We start from the raw sequence: 16532 nt of genomic DNA on the forward strand, positions 1-16532 counted from the left end.
AGTCCGAGATGACGAAGCGGATTGAACGCTTCGTCGATCACGTCTTCTTTGCATTCACATCCGAGTTGCCTTGTACACTTAAGGGCGTCGAATCGGACCTCGTCGGAAGCCGCATCCGGCAAGGTGTTTTCGATCCAGCGCAATCGTCTGGCAACATATAAAGGCAGTGAACAGTCGCGGTCGGCGAGACCGACTGCGAACTGATCTGGACTGCCCAGATACGTTACCACCGTCGAAGCAATCCGACGGATTGTGTACGAGGATGGATGATGTATTTCCCCCGTGCCGGAACACGGCCGGAGGACGTGGCGATGTACGCCACGACGTTTGCATTAGCATCGAATGGCTGGTTCATGTATAAGGCCGTCGAATGAACTGTCAATCGAAACTCGGTACCATGATAGGGATCCCCATCAGTTACACAGCTCGATCACAGCCGCAAACACGGTAGACACTCGAGGCGTGAGTTCACGGACAGAATGTCACGCGGGCGGAGGTCGGTCGATCATCCCACCCTTGTAGACGCGGTCGGACCGAATGAGACCCGCGTGGAATGCAGTTGAGCGTGCACGCGCAAGAAAGCTTCGTGACTCGATCAGTAGGAATGCGTCGAGAGCGTGTTGGTATCGACAACAGGAGGAACAAACGCATCGATGCCGATAAACCGCGTGCGTTGTAAGGGTAGAACGAATGGTCCGGGACCCGATTGCTTCGGAGTCAACGCCGTCAGCAGAGGAGATCTGCTCTGCACTCGACGATCCCGACTGCCGTGAAATCATCCGGAACCTCGAGGAGCCCATGACAGCCGCTGAATTAACGAATCAGTGTGAGATTCCACAGTCGACGCTATATCGGAAGCTGGAACTGCTAACCGAGTCGACATTACTTGAAGAGTCGACAGAGATCCGTCAGGACGGCCACCACGCGAGCAAGTACGCAGTTGCGTTCGACGAGATCACGCTCGTGTTAGATGAAGATCGAACGCTAGCTGTCCAGATCGAGCGCCCGGCTCGGACGGCAGACGAGCGGCTGGCCGAGCTGTGGTCGGAGGTGCGAAAGGAGACATGAGTCCACACCAGACTGGCACGACCGAGATTGCACTTGCGCTTGCGGTTGTCAAAACACTCGTTCTCGTGGTTGGAGGCGTCATCACGTATTTTGCGTTCAAAGCATACCGGCGGACACGCCAACAGGCGCTTGGCTATCTTACGATCGGGTTCGGACTCGTAACACTCGGACTCGTGCTTGCCGGACTGCTGTATGAGCTGCTCGGTGTCCAACTCGCGGTGGGTGTTTTACTCGAGAGTCTGCTCGTACTGGCTGGCTTTCTCGTAATTGCGTACTCGCTGTACGTCCAGTGAGTGTCGAGATTGGGACGGGACTGCCCGTGATCGCTCAACAGCTTGACTTGCGTTGTTCTTGAGTATTAGCTCGCGGTGGGGAAAGCTCTCAATCATGATGTAGTGTGTCGGAGAGCGGCGAATCGAATCAGTTTCAGGTCGAAGCTGGTCCGAACTCGAGAGAGCTCGGACAGCGAATGCGAGGCGAGTGTCGCTTCGATGCGGGGACGACTCCGGAAGTGGACTGGAAAGTCAGCGATTCAGCGTGTGAATCGCGTGGCCGAGCGCGTTCTCGGCGGCTTCCATCACCGATTCAGAGAGCGTCGGGTGAGCGTGGACTGTCGAAGCGACGTCCTCGAGAGTCGCACCCAACTCGACTGCCAGACCGAGTTCAGCGATGAGTTCGGAGGCTTCGGGGCCGACGATCGAGGCGCCGAGGACGTAGCCGTCGGACTCCTCGGCGACGATTTTGACGAACCCGTCGGTGTCGCCAGTCGTCAGCGCCCGGCCGCTGGCACGGAACGGGAACATGCCGACGACAGTCTCGAAGCCGTCATCTTCGGCCGCTGATTCGGTCATCCCGACGGTCGCGATTTCGGGGTCAGTGAAGACGACTGCGGGCATCGCCTGATGGTCGATCGCCGACGGCTCGCCAGCGATGACCTCGGCGGCGACTTTCCCCTCCATGCTGCTTTTGTGAGCAAGCATCGGCTCACCTGCCACGTCGCCAGCGGCGAAAATGTGTTCGACAGACGTGCGTGCGCGCGAGTCGGTTTCGATAATGCCGCGGTCATTCGTCTCGATACCCGCATCCTCGAGGGCGAGTGTGTCCGAGACGGGCTGGCGGCCGACGGCAACGAGGACCTTCTCGGCCTCGAGTTCGAGTCGCTCGTCGTCACTATCGTCGGCCGCTGGGTTGGCGATGACCTGTATGCCGTCGCCGTCGTCGCGGTCGTGCCACTCCGAGGCGGTGTATCCGAACTCGAACTCGATGCCGAGGTCGTTCGCTCGCTGTTTGACGGGGCGTCTCAGATCGTCGTCGTAGCCCGGCAGGATCGAGTCGAGCATCTCGATGACGGTTACGTCAGTTCCCAGCTTGGCGAACACACCCGCCAGTTCCATCCCGATGTAGCCTGCGCCGACGATGACCATCGAGTCGGGGACAGCGTCGAGCGCGAGCGCCTGTTTCGAGTTCAGTACTGGCTCGTCGCCGTACTCGAAGTTCGGGATCTCGATGGGGCGCGAGCCGGTTGCGACGATGGCATTTTCGAACTCGAGAGTCTCTGAGCCCTGTCCCTCGCCGCTGTGAGAGACGCGGACGGTGTGTTCGTCGACGAACGTGGCCGTGCCCTCAAGCAGGGTGACTTGGTTCGCTTTACAGAGTTTCTCGACGCCGCTCGTGAGCTGGTCGACGACGCCGTCTTTCCACTCGACCATCCCTGCGAGATCGATCGCTGGATCGGCGTGAATGCCCATCGCCTCGGCGGTGCCGGCCTCATGGGCGATATCGGTCGCCGTAATCAGTGCCTTGGATGGGATACAGCCGTAGTTCAGGCAGGTACCGCCGTAGGCGTCTTTTTCGACGAGCGTGACGTCCAGATCGAGCTGGCCGGCGCGGATCGCGGCCACGTAGCCGGCCGGTCCGGCTCCGATGATCAAAAGGTCCGTCCCGGTGGTAACGTCTCCGACGACCATCAGTGCAGTTCCTCCGTGTTCGATGAGTTCGCGTTCATGATGTGTGTTTGGCTACGCTCACTCGAGCAATAGTAGGCTGGGGTTCTCGAGGTACTCCATAACGGTGTTCGTAAACTGGGCACCGACCGCGCCGTCGATCAGTCGGTGGTCGAACGACAGCGACAGCGTCAGGACGGATCGGGGTTCGATCGACTCCGTTCCCTCGTCGTCGGTCACCACACGCGGTTTGCGCTTGATCTCGCCGATCGCCAAAATGCCGGCTTCGGGGTAGTTGATGACCGGCGTGGCGTACTCGCCGCCGATGCCGCCGACGTTGGTGATCGTAAACGTCGAGCCCTGCAGTTCGTCGGGGCTGATCGTCCGCTCGCGGGCTTTCTGGACGAGTTCGTTCATCTCCGAAGAGAGCTGTAACAGCCCCTTCTCATCGGCGTCCTCGAGGACGGGCACCATCAGGCCGACGTCGGTCGCGGTGGCGACGCCGATATTGTAGTAATCGCGGTAGACGATTTCCTCGGCGTCTTCGTCGATGACCGCGTTCATCTCGGGATGCTCCTGGAGCGCCGCGACGACGGCTTTCATAATGAACGGCATGTACGTCAGCCGAATGCCTTGCTCCTCAGCGCGCGGTTTGAGTTCTTCGCGGGTTGCGACGAGTGCGGTCACGTCCACCTCATCGTGGTGGGTGACGTGGGGTGCGCTGTATTTCGACTCAACCATCGCATCGGCAATCGTCTTACGGACGCCCCGGAACGGTTCGCGACGCTCGCGTTTTCCGGGAGCGAACTCGGCTTCGGTCGTTCCGACCGGGTCGCCCGCCGCTATGGCCTCCCTGTCGGCTTCCTGTGCCTGTCGCTGGGCGTCGGCGTACTCCCGGACCGCTTCAGGGGTGACAAACGCCTCGCCGTCGCGCTCCTCGGTCGCGGGGACGGCGTCGATGTCGACACCTTCCTCCTGTGCGATTCGACGGGTTGCCGGCGCGGCGAGAGTCGTCTCGCGGTCAGCAGCGTCGGTCCCTGCTTGCGGTTCGGTCGTCGTCTCGACTGGGCTTGAGGACTCGGCCGGCTGTCCCGACTCGCCGGCAGCCGCGTCCGCGGCGCTCGAGTCCCCGGCTAGCGTTGGTTCCGCTACCGGCGCCTGCTCGTCCCTGGCGGGACCACCGCGGGCGGCGGCCCGAACGTCGGCTGCGGTGAGCCGGCCGCCCGGTCCGCTGCCCTCTATACTCGAGAGATCGAGTCCCTCCTCGCGTGCCATGCGTCGCACGCGCGGGGGCGCGAACACGCGATCGTCAGGCGTCTCGAGCTGGTCGTCCTCGGTCCCAGTCGCGCCGGGACGTCCGGCAGTAGCCTCGTCGGTGCCCTCATCGGCGGGTTCGGGTTCCGGTTCACCCTCGGCCTCGAGATCATCCTCGCCGTCGACGTTGAACGAGATGATGACCGTTCCAACGGGAACGACCGCGCCTTCTTCGACGTGTAACTCGCGGACGGTACCGTTGACCGGCGAGGGGATCTCGACGAGGGCCTTGTCGGTTTCGACCTCTGCGACTGGCTGGTCCTCCGAGACCGCATCGCCCTGCTCGACCAGCCACGAAACCAGTTCACCCTCTGCGACCCCTTCGCCGACGTCGGGGAGTTCGAACTCTCTGACCATGTTAAAACTCCATCGCGTCTCGAATGCCGTCTTCGATTCGAGCCGGTTCCGGCAGGTAGTAGTCCTCGAGTGCATACAGCGGGAACGGCGTGTCAAAGCCCGTGATGCGCTCGATTGGCGCTTCCTGGTACAACAGCGCCTCCTCCTGTAAGGTCGCGGCGATCTCCGCTCCGAGCCCGCCCGTTTTCGGGGCCTCGTGGACGACCGCGGCCCGTCCCGTCTTTTTGAACGACTCGACGATCGTCTCCTCATCGAGCGGTGACAGCGTCCGCAGGTCGATCACCTCGACATCGATCGTTCCCTCGAGGGTGTCTGCAGCCTCGATCGTCGGTCGGGTCATCGCCCCCCAGGTGTAGACCGAGATATCGCTTCCCTCGCGGCGGACGGCCGCCTCGCCGAGTGGCACCTCATAAGTGTCGCTGGGGACCGCTTCGCGGAACGCACGGTAGATGAGTTTCGGCTCGAGGAAGACGACTGGATCCGGTGAACGGATCGCACTCGCCAACAGCCCCTTGGCATCGTGGGGTGTCGAGGGGATGACGACCTTGAGTCCGGGCTGGTGGACGAACATCGCCTCTGTCGACTCGGAGTGGTGTTCGGGGGCGCGGATGCCACCGCCGTAGGGTGCCCGGATGACCATCGGACACGTATACCGTCCGCGCGAGCGCGATCGCAGGCGCGCGGCGTGGGAGACGATCTGATCGAACGCGGGGTAAATGAACCCCAGAAACTGGATCTCCGGCACCGGCCGCATCCCGTAGGCGGCCATCCCGATCGCCGTCCCGATAATGCCGGATTCGGCCAGCGGGGTGTCGATGACTCGGTTCTCGCCGAACTCGTCGTACAGGCCTTCCGTCGCGCGGAAGACGCCGCCGTTTTTCCCGACGTCTTCGCCCATGACGATGACGTCGTCGTCGCGTTCCATCTCCGTCTGTAATCCGTCTCGTACCGCCTGTACGAGCGTGAGGTTCTCCGATCGTGCGTCTGATTCTGCAGCCATATTATTCTAGAAGTTCGTCGTCACCGTGGCGTTCGCGAAGCGATTCGAAGTACTCGAGTTGTCGCTGCAGGCGTCGAGGCATTCCTTCGTACACCTGCGCGAAGATTTCTTCTGGCTGGGGCCGTTCGTACGACTCCGCGGCATCGATTGCGTCGGCCACGTCAGCCCTGATTCGGGATTCAATCGCGTCGACGCGTTCGTCGTTGAGGATCCCCTCGTTTCGAAGATACGTCTCGAGGCGCGGAATCGGGTCCTTGTCACGCCACCGCTCGACTTCGTCATCGTCCCGGTAGACGGAGGGGTCGTCTGCTGTCGTGTGCGCCCCGAAGCGGTACTGCACCGCCTCGATCATCGTCGGACGGAGTTCGTCATCGTCCGGGTTCTTCGCCTTCTCGACGGCGTCGTGGGTGACCTTGTACACTGCGAGCGGGTCCATCCCATCGACCTGCACCCCTTCGAAGCCGTAGGCTTCGGCCTTCTGGGCCAGCGTGGCGCTTGCCGTCTGGCGCTCTCGTGGGACTGAAATCGCCCACTGGTTGTTGTTACAGAAGAAGACGTTCGGCGTGTCGAAGACGCCAGCGAAGTTGAGCCCTTCGTGGAAGTCGCCTTCCGAGGTCGCCCCGTCGCCGAAATAACAGACGAACGCATTCTCTTCGCCTTTGAGTTGCGACGCCCAGGCGGCCCCCGTCGCGTGGGGGATCTGGGTCGCGATGGGGACCGCGACGGTGAAGATGTTTGCGTCCTCGGGGATGAAGTTGCCCTGTTCGTGGCCCATCCAGTAGAGCAAGGTTCGCTCGAGGGAGAGCCCACGAACCAGCCCGACGCCGTGTTCGCGATAGCTGGGGAACACCCAGTCGTCGTCATCGAGGGCGTGAGCACTGCCGATCTGGGCGGCCTCCTGACCCGATAGCGGGGGATATGTTCCCATCCGGCCCTGTCGCTGGAGGCTCACTGCTCGTTCGTCGAAATGGCGAACCAGCCGCATCTGCTCGTAGATTTCGACGAGTTCCGCCTCGGAGAGGTCGGGCACCTCGGCGTCCTCGAGAACCTGCCCGGAGTCGTCGAGTATCTGTACTCGCTCGCGGGGATCGCGCTGTATCGTGCTCACGGGGAGTCCCACCTGTCCATACCTAAACGAACTATCGCTCAGGATAAAGGAGTTTCCCAAAATAGTTTACTATTTACGAGATTCTTGCCACCCAATCGAAGAATTTCGTCCGTCAGTGGCTCTTTGTGGACATCGATGGGGCGAGAGCGACATTTCAACTCGTTTGTCCAGCACGAGCGCCGTGCCGAGAGGATACTGAACGAATACACGGTTCGAACGCGGAAAAGCGGTGAAATCGCGTGTCGGCGTCGATCGAGCGCTGTCGCAGCCGATCAGGACTCAGTCTGCGGTGACTGTTGGCGGCGCGCATCGGCTCTGGCCGTCTCGACGTCTTTGCCCTCACGCAGGATGGCATCGACGAACAGCTCACCCGCTTTGTACGACGATCGGACCATCGGGCCGCTCGCACAGTACAGGAATCCGAGTTCCTCCTCGGCGACGCGACGCCACGTCTCGTACTTATCCGGGTGGTCGTAGTGTTGCACCTCGAGGTGGTCCATCGAGGGGCGGAGATACTGGCCGAGGGTGACGATGTCGACCCCGCGTTCGCGGAGGTCCGCCATCGTCTGGTAGATTTCGTGGTCGTACTCGCCGTGGCCCAGCATGATCGAGGTTTTCGTATAAATGTCGGACTCGCGCTCGATTTGCTCGAGGACGCTCAGGCTCTGTTCGTAGCCCGCCCGTCGATCTCGCACGGGAAACTGCAGGCGGGAGACGGTCTCGACGTTGTGGGCGATCACGTCCGGGTCGGCATCGATTATTTTCCGCACGAGGCGCTCCTCGCCCTGAAAGTCGGGAATGAGCACTTCGACGAGAATCCCCGGATGGCGCTGTTTGATCTCGCTGATCGTCTCCGCGAAATGGCCCGCGCCCTGATCCGGCAGATCGTCCCGGTCGACCGACGTGAGGACGACGTAATCCAGCCCGATCTCAGCGATTGCATCAGCGACGTTTGCGGGTTCGTCGGGATCAAGCGGCTCCATCCCGCCAGTTTGGACGTCACAGAAGTTACAGGCTCGAGAGCAGCGATCGCCCATCAACATGAACGTGGCTGTCCCACCTTCGCCCTCGCCGGTGCCGGCGCCGCCGGACCAGCATTCGCCGAGGTTCGGACAGTTGGCCTCTTCACAGACGGTATGCAGGTTCCGCTCGCGCAGCGTCTCCCGGATGCCGGCGAACTCACGACCCGACGGCGGCCGCATCTTCAACCAGTCGGGCTTGCGTGCGCTGCTCATACCCACACAACGGGCTGCGCAGTCAAAATCATGGTGGTTACGGCGGTCGAGACACCACGCCGTGTCCGTTGAGTGTCGATCTCGAGAGATGTATGCCGCGGTTACCGAGGGTAGCCACCTGATAGCTTTAGGCTGGGCGCGCACCTAGATGGTATTGATGGCGTTTGGCACGACCCCCGACTGGTTTCATATCAGCGACGACGAGGATGTCGTCTGGGAGAGTCGTCCCCACCCGATTACGATGGGGATTGGCCTCCCTGTCGGGGTTGGCATCGCACTCGTTGGCCTCATCCTCACCGGCTGGACCGCAACCGACAGTGCCGGGCTCTTGACGATCATCGGCCTCCTCATCGCGGTCGCGGGCATCGGCCTCGCGTTCGCCCGATATCTCGTCTGGACGAACACCCGCTACGTGATCACGAGCTCGGAGCTGTACAAAAAACACGGCGTCGTCTCGAGAGACGTTACCCAGTTTCGCCTCGACCGCGTCCAGAACACGAGCCTGAGCCAAAGCGCTGTCGGCCGTGCGCTCGGCTACGGCGATCTGACCGTTTACACCGCCGGTTCGGGCGATCCTGAACTCGTCTTCGAACGGGTCGCCAACCCCGAACGCGCCTCGAGACTGTTGAGCGACCAGCTTGAGGCAGCAACGACCGACGAGTCAGTGGTCTGACCGACCTCGAGGCCCGTTTCAAACTAGGTAGCGAGGCGGATTCCCCGCCCCACCGTGGGTGGGGCAGTTGACTACCGCAAACCACAAAGCCCATACGACCGACCCTATTCGAGAGTCGGTACGATGACCGCACAGCGTTCGGCAACAGACGACAGTACCGTATCACGTGGCTCGAGCGTCGCGGCAAGTGCGGGCCTCGGTGTTCTGGCTGCGGCGATTGGGTATCTCGTGACGTACGTGCTGATCGTCAGTGAGGTCCGTGAGGCCGTCGGCGACGACGTCGCCGACTGGAAAGGTGTTGCCTGGTATTTTTATAACGCCCACATGGTCGACGTTGAAGCCAGCGGAGCGTTTGGCTCGTTTGGCGGCGCAAGCACCGTTGATTTCATCTCGCAGTCGAGCAGTAGTGGGGCCAGTCTACTGTACGTGATCCCGCCGCTCGTGTTGCTCACGATCGGTGCGATTCTGGCCGTCCAGTGGGACGTGACAGACATCGGTGAGGCAGTCGTCGTCGGCGCACCGGTGACGATCGGCTATGCGATCGTCATGGGTCTTGGCGCGCTCGTCGCCGAATCCAGCACCGAAGTCGAAGTGTTCGGTATCGAAGCGACCGGGTCGATCGCGCCGGAGTTCGTCCCCGCACTCATCCTTGGCGGACTGCTCTACCCACTCGTGTTCGCGACCGCTGGCTCGGTGCTTGCGGCGGTGTTCAACGCACGGTAGTCGTTCGGCCGTTGCCCGTCTCTGCGAGCGCGAAGGAAACGCCTTTGGCCTGTCACTCCCCGGTTTCGTGTGATGGAGGTCGCCGAGGTTCTCCCCGAGTTCGCCGACGCTTTTGCCTTCGAGGAGTTCAACCGAATGCAACGCGAGGCACTGCCAGGGCTGCTCGAGTCCGACGAAAACGTAGTCGCAAGCGCGCCGACGGCGTCGGGCAAGACTGCCCTCGCCGAACTGGCGATCTGTAAGGCACTTTCCGACGGCGGCACGGCGCTGTTTATCGCCCCGCTACGGGCGCTGACCAACGAGAAAGAAGACGACTGGGAACGGTTCGAGAACCTTGACTACTCGGTGTACGTCGTCACGGGCGAACGGGACTTGAACCCGCGGCGCGCACGCCGCGCGGATATCCTCGTGATGACGCCCGAAAAACTCGATTCGGCGACGCGCAAACACGACTCGCGACGATACGACTTCGTCACCGACATCGACGTCTGTGTGATCGATGAGGTCCACCTGCTCGATGCCGACCGCCGCGGCTCGGTGCTCGAGGTGACGATCTCGCGGCTGCGGCGGCTCTGTGCGCCCCGCGTCGTCGCGCTGTCGGCGACGATGCCGAACGTCGACGACGTCGCGGCGTGGCTCGACGCGCCCGAGGAGACCACCTTCGAGTTCGGCGATAAGTACCGCCCCGTCGACTTACACGCCGGCGTCAAGACCTACACCCACGGCGAAAACTCGTTTGCCGATAAGTATCGCCGCCTCTACCGCGCGCTCGATATCGCAGAGCCCCACCTCCGCGAGGATGGGCAGGCGCTCGTGTTCGTCTCCTCCCGGCAGGATACCGTCCGCGCGGCGGAGAAGGCCAGAGACGAGATTGCCAAGCGGGACGTCCCGATGACAGCGCGACACGATTTCCACGACTACGACTTCCACGACGAGAAGGAGGATCTCGAGAACGAGACGCTATCCAAGTCGGTCACCGACGGCGTCGCGTTCCACCACGCGGGGTTGTCGAAGAACGATCGCGACTTCGTCGAAAAGTGGTTCAAGAAGGGTGCCATCGAACTGCTGTTTTCGACCTCGACGCTCGCGTGGGGTGTCAACCTCCCCGCCCGCTGTGTCGTGATTCGGGACACGAAACACCACGACCCACTCGAGGGCGAAGTCGACATGAGTCCACTCGACGTCCTCCAGATGCTCGGGCGGGCGGGACGGCCCGGCTACGACGACGTCGGCTACGGCTGGGTCGTCTGCGACGGGGCGGACGCGGACAAATACCGCCAACTGCTCCGGGACGGCAAGGAGATCGAGTCACGACTCGCCGAAACGTTAGAAACACACCTCAACGCCGAAATCGCGATGGGGACGATCGCCGATCTCGAGGACGTGATGGACTGGCTCGAGACGACCTTCTACTACGTCCGCGGCCAGTCCAAACCCGACGCGTACGACTTCCCGAACCTCCGCCAGCGGGTTCGAGACTGCCTCGAGGGACTGGTCGATCGTGGCTTCGTCGAGACCGGGCCGGAGCTGTCGATCGAGGCGACACCGCGGGGCGTGCTGGCCTCGAAGTACTACCTGCGCCTCGAGACGGCCGCGACGTTCGCCGAACTGTGTGACCGAGTCGAGGAGGGCGAGAGCCTCGAGCCCGAAGACATCCTTGAGGCAGTCGCGACCGCCGGCGAGTTCGACTCGGTGTCGGCCCGTCAGTCAGAACGCGACGCGATCAACGCCGTCCTCGTCGGGCAGGAGACAGGCGACCTCGAGGCCGGCCAGCGGAAAGTGCTCGCAATCCTTCGCGGGGCGGCCAGCGGCTCGACGCCGTCGGAACTGCGCAGTGACGCCTGGGTGATCCGGCGCAACGCGACGCGACTCATCTCGGCGCTGGGTGCGTTTCTCGACCGACTCGCGGGTCCGCACGCGGCAAACCTCGCTCGGCGGGTCGAAGCTCGAGTCGAAAACGGCGTTGCCGAGGACGCAGTCGGGCTCACGGCTATCGAAGGCGTCGGCCCCGGCCGAGCGAGCAAACTCGCGACGGAGGGTATCTCGACCCCCGAAGCCGTCATGGACGCCGGCCTCGAGGGGCTCATCGACGCCGGCCTCTCAGAAGGTGTCGCCGAACGAGTCTATGAAGGCGCCCAGTCACTGCCCGTCCTCGAGGTCGACTGGGGGGCGTTCCCCGAGTCGATCGCGATGGGCGAGAACGACGTCCGCGAAGTGACGGTTCGCAACGTCGGCGAACCCGCACGGGCCGGCATCCGCGTCACGGTCAACGGGGTCGAAATGAGCAGTACGAGCACGTATCTGCGCGACACGGAAACGCTCCCCGTCGGCGTCTTCGGAGCCGACGCGGACGACCTCGAGTTTACTATCAGCGTCGTCTTCCCCGAGGAACCGCTGGTGCCACTCGAGGAGTCCCGAACCGTCGACGTCGTCTGAGGGCGCTCGCTTTCTCTCCCGCTGTCAGTCCGTGTGCTGTGTTGCCGGATCAGTCTCGACGGCCTCGAGAATCGTCGCTCGAAGTTCGGCAGGCGAGTCGACGACGACGTCGGCCGCGGAGAGGTCGAGGTCGTCGTGAGCGTCAATCCGGTAGGCGACGACCGTGGTGTCGGCGCGCGTCGCCGCCTCGATCCCGTTTTCGGAATCTTCGACGACGAGACACGCCTCGGGTTCGACGCCGACCTCGGCGGCGGCGTACTCGAAGACGTCAGGTTCGGGCTTGCTCGCCCCATCGATGTCGTCGGCACTGATTACGTGATCGAACGCGTCCACGAGGTCGAAGCGCTCGAGGACGATGCCGATCCAGTCGTGGGGCGACGAGGAGACGACCGCCGTTTCGACGCCTCGGTCCTCGAGTTCCACGAGCAGTTCGGGGAGGCCGTCCAGCAGGTCGACGTGCTCGGTGTAGATTTCCTCGGCAGCATCAGCAAAGCGGTCGACGAACGCCTCACGGGAGATGTCAGTGCCGTACTCGGCCTCGAGGTAGTCGTAGATTTCGTGGTAGTTCATCCCGGTAACCTCAGCGACGTCGACGGTCGCGTCAGGCACGGCTGCGGGGAGGATCTCCTCGCGCTGGAACTCGACCCAGTAGTCCTCGCTGTTGACGATGACGCCGTCCATATCGAACAACACTGCGTGCATGTGAGCGGCCTACCCGGTCATCACGGATAGCCGTTTGGCATGGTGCAATGGGATACTCGTTCGGACTCTCGGCGGTGGCGCACGCTATCGGCCGGCCGAGTGAGAGCGAGGACGGCCGATGACAACGTGCGAGGGGGGAGCGAGTCTCGCGAGCGAACCGGTTGGGGAGGACGTGGAACTCATCGCCGCCAGCGGGAAGCGTCCTCGAGGTCGCGCCACCTCCGTCGAAAAAGAGTCCGCGCAGTGAACGCGACGACAGCGCCACTTCAACGATTTTAGCCCAAGCCTTCGAGACGGCTCCGACTACCCGAACACCTCGCCGCGGCGCTCGTGGACCATCAGTTCGGCGACCTCAGTTGCGATATCCGCGCCGAACTCCCGTTCGACGAGCCACAGCGCCAGATCGATGCCGGAGGTGACCCCACCTGCAGTCAACACGTCGCCGTCGTCGACGACCCGCTCGTCGACCACTCGTCCGGCGTGGGCCTCGAGGTCGTCGACGGCCACGGGATGGGTTGCAGCAGGCCGTCCCTCGAGCAGCCCCGCTTCGGCAAGGATCATCGCACCAGTACAGACCGACGCGACTGTCGCCCCTTCGGTATAGCAGTTATCGACCGCATCGGGCAAGACACCGTCCTCGACAGCCGCTCGAGCACCCTCCGTCGGCGTCGTCCAGCCGCCGCCGGGGACGAGCAGGATGTCAGGCTCGCCAAGCGTTCCCTGCGGTTCGACGCGCAGGTCGTGGCTGGCAGTGACGAGATCGGTTTCCTCGAGCGTGACCAGAAACGTCTCGAGGGACGCGCCGAACTGGGCTGCGTTTTCGAACACTTCGTAGGGGCCGATGGCATCGAGTTCGTCGAAGCCGTCGAACAGCACGATTTCCGCAGTCGTCTCGACCATGTTCGGTTGTCACGGGCGGTGGGGAAATTCGTTGTGCTTAGTTATCTCGTGCCACGGACGACTACCATCGTGGTGGCGAGCGCGCCCGCGGTGGATCACCGACGGTCGTCGCGACGGCGTGGCACACCGGTTCGATCCCGTTCCAACCGTGTCAAACGGGAGCCAAAGCAACGAAAACGTCCCGAGAAACGGATGCAAACCGTCGAAAACCGCGTTCACGGCATCCCCCCTTCAAGTCGGTCGAGCCACCCAGGATCGGATGCACGCTATGAACCGAACAACGCTCATCGCAGCCGTCTTCGCGGTACTGATCGTGGCGACCGGATTCGTCGCCGCCGCACCAGGAAACGCACCCGTGTCCGTGGACGCAGACGCGGACAGTGCCGACGACTCACAGGCCGAGTACGCAAACGAACACGCAGCCGACGCTGAGAACGCGAACGAACACGCGGACGAACGCGACGCTAATAACGCAAACGAGGCCGCTGACAACAGCGCCGCCGACGAACGGAACGGACAGGGACCGAACGTCGATCTCCCTGACCAGGTTCCCGATCACGTCTCCGCGATCCACGAGCGGATTTCCTCGTTCCTGAGCGGTGCTCTCGAGAGCCCGCTCGGTGACGCGGTTAGCGAAGTGACGCCGGACGACGAGAGCGCTGACGACAGCGACGAGGCTGTTGACGGTGACGACGGCGCCGACGAGGCTGTTGACGGTGACGACGGCGCCGACGAGGCTGACGACGCTAGCGAAGCTGACGACGACAACGACGACTCGCAGGCGACCGAAGACGCTGACGACGACGGAGACGAATCGGACAACGACGAATAACCTGACACGTTCCTGACCACCTCATTCTCCCGACTCGCTTCGCTGACAGCAATCGGCTTCGAGGAGCGACTGCTAACGGTCGCCGTGAGCTTGGTGATCGGCGGTATCGATCTCCACGCCGGCACCGTCGCCGTCTCGAGCGCTCGAGACTATGCCCACGCAGTGTTGACCGCGCTGCTCGGGGCACTGGTCTGGGCGCTCCTCGAGCCGATACCGCTTGTCAGCGGCGTGCTAGCACTCGTGGCGTGGATCGCCGCCGTAAAATGGCGCTACCGACTCGGCTGGTTTCGGTCCGGTGCGGTCTGAATCATCGCCTAGGCGGCCGCTGTAGTCGTCCTCACAGCTCTCGAGTTAGCACCGGCCCAGTCTCGGCACTCGGCGTGCCGGGTACCTGAGTCGCGTCCGCGCCGACGACTTTTGCCACTGACACCGCTCCCGCTGACGTCACCACGCACCTGCTGAAACGATCCTGACAATTCTGAAGACGATAGGTGATCGTCGGGTTTCACGGTGCATGTCGGTCCCCGATTGCTCGAAAACGACCACTATCCGGCGCAAACCGGCGCAATTTCGGTTGATTAACTGACTGGTTAATGTGGGTGAATGTCCTCCATCTATTCGTGATGAAGAAACGAACGATACTCACGATCGCGGTTGCGATTGCGCTGCTCGTCAGTGCAACAGGTACTGTGGCGGCACAGCCAGCCGACGGCCCACCGAACGACCTTCCAGAGCCAGTGCCGGAGTTCGTCTCCGACATCCTCGGAGCGATCGCCGACTTCGTCGGCGGGGCGCTCGAGGCACTCGGTGAGACCGTCCGGGGCCTCACCCCCAGTAGTGGCGCGGCCGGGTTGAACGCCAGCGGGAGCTGAAAGTCATCCAACATGTTTTTACTAGATGTCGATCATAGAGCCGAGAGAGTCGTTATAAACGCGTTCTATGGGTTTCGCATATTTTAATGGGGGTGGCAGATACTGACTCGTATGAACGTTCGCGTCGGCTTGACAGTCGTCGTCGCGGTACTTCTGGTCGGGATGGGGCCGATTGCAGCCGCAAGTGGACCCACAGCCGTCGATCAGGACCAGTCAACGCCGTTTTCACTCCAGCAGGATCAGCTCGACGCGGACGAGATCCGAATGGACGTCACACTCCGGGAAAACGGGACCGCCGAGTGGACCCTCGAGTTCTGGGTTCGGCTGGACGACGAGGAGAGCACGACGGCGTTCGAATCGCTCGAAGAGGACATTCAGAACGACCCCGACAGCCACACGCAGTCGTTCGCCGACCGGATGGACGAGACGGTCGTCGCGGCGAGCGACACCACGGGTCGTGAGATGTCCGCCGAGGGGTACAGCGTGACCACCGAGCGCCAGTCGTTCGCACGTGAGTACGGCGTCGTCAGATACACGTTCCACTGGCACGGGTTCGGCGCCGTCGATGGCGACGAGATCCACGCGGGCGACGCCATTGAGGGCATCTACATCGACGACGGGACGCGGTTGTTGGTCGCGTGGCCGGAGGACTACGAACTGCAGTCGGCCACGCCCGACCCAGATGAGGAACGCGAGCACGCAGTGATCTGGCGCGGCGGCGAGACCGACTTCATCGCCGGAGAGCCGCAGGTCGTCATCACTGCTGGAAGCGGCCCGAACGCGACGATAATCGCGGGTGCCGCGGTCGTCGCACTCGGGCTCGGCGCCGTCGGTGTCTGGTGGTACCGAACCCGCGATCCGACGGCGGATCGGCCGGCCGGCGGAGACGAGAATTCGGGCACTGAGTCGGGAGCTGCCCCCGCAGCCAGCGCGGAGACCGCGACCACGACGGCCTCGAGTACGACCGACGAGTCGGCGGCCTCGAGTGGGACCGAACCCGCCGAAATGGAACTACTCAGCAACGAAGAACAGGTCCTCCGACTCGTCAGGGACAACGGCGGGCGGATGAAACAGCAAACGGTCGTCGAGGAACTCGGCTGGACCGACGCGAAAACCAGCAAGGTCGTCAGCGGACTGCGCGAGGAGGGTGACCTCGAGTCGTTCCGCCTTGGCCGCGAGAACGTGCTCTCGCTGCCCGACGCGGACGACGAAGTGACGGCGGAGACCATGGAATGACAGCCACAATACCGGTCTGCAACGGATTCAACCGGACGAGCGCCAACGGCCGGGTCAAACCGACGAAATCAACAGACAAAGGCGGATCGAAAACGGCGTTGAATCGCGTTAACGGTCGTTGAACCGGAGCCAT

At 62.8% G+C, this 16532-nt stretch carries 17 protein-coding genes; 10 read left to right on the forward strand and 7 right to left on the reverse strand.

Annotation, left to right across the window (positions count from 1 at the left end; all coding sequences use genetic code 11):
• The first annotated feature begins 690 nt into the window (after positions 1-690).
• Both ACERJA_RS13930 and ACERJA_RS13935 read left to right on the forward strand, forming a co-directional pair.
• Complete coding sequence (locus tag ACERJA_RS13930; RefSeq protein ID WP_006065488.1) at positions 691-1068, forward strand: helix-turn-helix domain-containing protein; 378 nt, start codon at positions 691-693, stop codon at positions 1066-1068.
• Positions 1065-1361: a hypothetical protein gene (locus ACERJA_RS13935; RefSeq protein ID WP_373608877.1), complete on the forward strand. Its 297-nt coding sequence runs from the start codon at positions 1065-1067 to the stop codon at positions 1359-1361. Before ACERJA_RS13930 ends, ACERJA_RS13935 begins: the two co-directional genes overlap by 4 nt.
• A gap of 231 nt (positions 1362-1592) precedes the next feature.
• Here ACERJA_RS13935 and lpdA read toward each other — a convergent pair whose 3' ends face one another.
• The 5 genes from lpdA to lipA form a co-directional block, all read right to left on the reverse strand.
• Positions 1593-3035: a dihydrolipoyl dehydrogenase gene (gene lpdA, locus ACERJA_RS13940; protein WP_373608878.1), complete on the reverse strand. Its 1443-nt coding sequence runs from the start codon at positions 3033-3035 to the stop codon at positions 1593-1595.
• Positions 3036-3092: 57 nt separating this feature from the next.
• Entirely contained in the window at positions 3093-4682 is a 1590-nt protein-coding gene (locus ACERJA_RS13945; RefSeq protein ID WP_373608879.1) for a 2-oxo acid dehydrogenase subunit E2, read from the reverse strand.
• A gap of 1 nt (position 4683) precedes the next feature.
• A complete protein-coding gene (locus ACERJA_RS13950) occupies positions 4684-5682 on the reverse strand; it encodes an alpha-ketoacid dehydrogenase subunit beta (RefSeq protein ID WP_373608880.1) in 999 nt (332 codons plus the stop codon).
• A gap of 1 nt (position 5683) precedes the next feature.
• Entirely contained in the window at positions 5684-6790 is a 1107-nt protein-coding gene (gene pdhA / locus ACERJA_RS13955) for a pyruvate dehydrogenase (acetyl-transferring) E1 component subunit alpha (protein WP_373608881.1), read from the reverse strand.
• A gap of 272 nt (positions 6791-7062) precedes the next feature.
• Positions 7063-8031: a lipoyl synthase gene (gene lipA / locus ACERJA_RS13960; RefSeq protein ID WP_373608882.1), complete on the reverse strand. Its 969-nt coding sequence runs from the start codon at positions 8029-8031 to the stop codon at positions 7063-7065.
• A gap of 151 nt (positions 8032-8182) precedes the next feature.
• Here lipA and ACERJA_RS13965 point away from each other — a divergent pair, with 151 nt between their 5' ends.
• The 3 genes from ACERJA_RS13965 to ACERJA_RS13975 all read left to right on the forward strand — a co-directional run bounded on the left by ACERJA_RS13965 (position 8183) and on the right by ACERJA_RS13975 (position 11857).
• On the forward strand, positions 8183-8698 hold the full coding sequence (locus tag ACERJA_RS13965; RefSeq protein ID WP_373608883.1) for a PH domain-containing protein: 516 nt from the start codon (positions 8183-8185) through the stop codon (positions 8696-8698).
• 123 nt (positions 8699-8821) lie between these two features.
• A complete protein-coding gene (locus ACERJA_RS13970) occupies positions 8822-9421 on the forward strand; it encodes a hypothetical protein (protein WP_006065480.1) in 600 nt (199 codons plus the stop codon).
• Positions 9422-9493: 72 nt separating this feature from the next.
• A complete protein-coding gene (locus ACERJA_RS13975; protein ID WP_373608884.1) occupies positions 9494-11857 on the forward strand; it encodes a DEAD/DEAH box helicase in 2364 nt (787 codons plus the stop codon).
• Between the two features lie 24 nt (positions 11858-11881).
• Here the strand turns inward: ACERJA_RS13975 and ACERJA_RS13980 are convergent, their stop codons facing one another.
• On the reverse strand, positions 11882-12559 hold the full coding sequence (locus tag ACERJA_RS13980) for an HAD family hydrolase (RefSeq protein ID WP_373608885.1): 678 nt from the start codon (positions 12557-12559) through the stop codon (positions 11882-11884).
• A gap of 118 nt (positions 12560-12677) precedes the next feature.
• Here ACERJA_RS13980 and ACERJA_RS13985 point away from each other — a divergent pair, with 118 nt between their 5' ends.
• A complete protein-coding gene (locus ACERJA_RS13985) occupies positions 12678-12806 on the forward strand; it encodes a hypothetical protein (protein WP_373608886.1) in 129 nt (42 codons plus the stop codon).
• 56 nt (positions 12807-12862) lie between these two features.
• Here the strand turns inward: ACERJA_RS13985 and ACERJA_RS13990 are convergent, their stop codons facing one another.
• Entirely contained in the window at positions 12863-13459 is a 597-nt protein-coding gene (locus ACERJA_RS13990) for a DJ-1/PfpI family protein (RefSeq protein ID WP_373608887.1), read from the reverse strand.
• Between the two features lie 268 nt (positions 13460-13727).
• On the opposite strand from ACERJA_RS13990, the gene ACERJA_RS13995 reads away from it, so the two are divergent.
• The 4 genes from ACERJA_RS13995 (at position 13728) to ACERJA_RS14010 (ending at position 16399) form a co-directional block, all read left to right on the forward strand.
• Positions 13728-14291: a hypothetical protein gene (locus tag ACERJA_RS13995; protein ID WP_373608888.1), complete on the forward strand. Its 564-nt coding sequence runs from the start codon at positions 13728-13730 to the stop codon at positions 14289-14291.
• A gap of 84 nt (positions 14292-14375) precedes the next feature.
• Complete coding sequence (locus tag ACERJA_RS14000; protein WP_240756831.1) at positions 14376-14597, forward strand: hypothetical protein; 222 nt, start codon at positions 14376-14378, stop codon at positions 14595-14597.
• A gap of 317 nt (positions 14598-14914) precedes the next feature.
• Positions 14915-15163 carry a hypothetical protein gene (locus ACERJA_RS14005; RefSeq protein ID WP_006065474.1) on the forward strand — a complete coding sequence of 83 codons (249 nt, stop codon included), beginning with the start codon at positions 14915-14917 and terminating at the stop codon, positions 15161-15163.
• Between the two features lie 111 nt (positions 15164-15274).
• Entirely contained in the window at positions 15275-16399 is a 1125-nt protein-coding gene (locus ACERJA_RS14010) for a hypothetical protein (RefSeq protein WP_373608889.1), read from the forward strand.
• The last annotated feature ends 133 nt before the right edge of the window (positions 16400-16532 follow it).

This window comes from Natronorubrum sp. A-ect3, assembly GCF_041821125.1.
Taxonomy (GTDB): domain Archaea; phylum Halobacteriota; class Halobacteria; order Halobacteriales; family Natrialbaceae; genus Natronorubrum; species Natronorubrum bangense.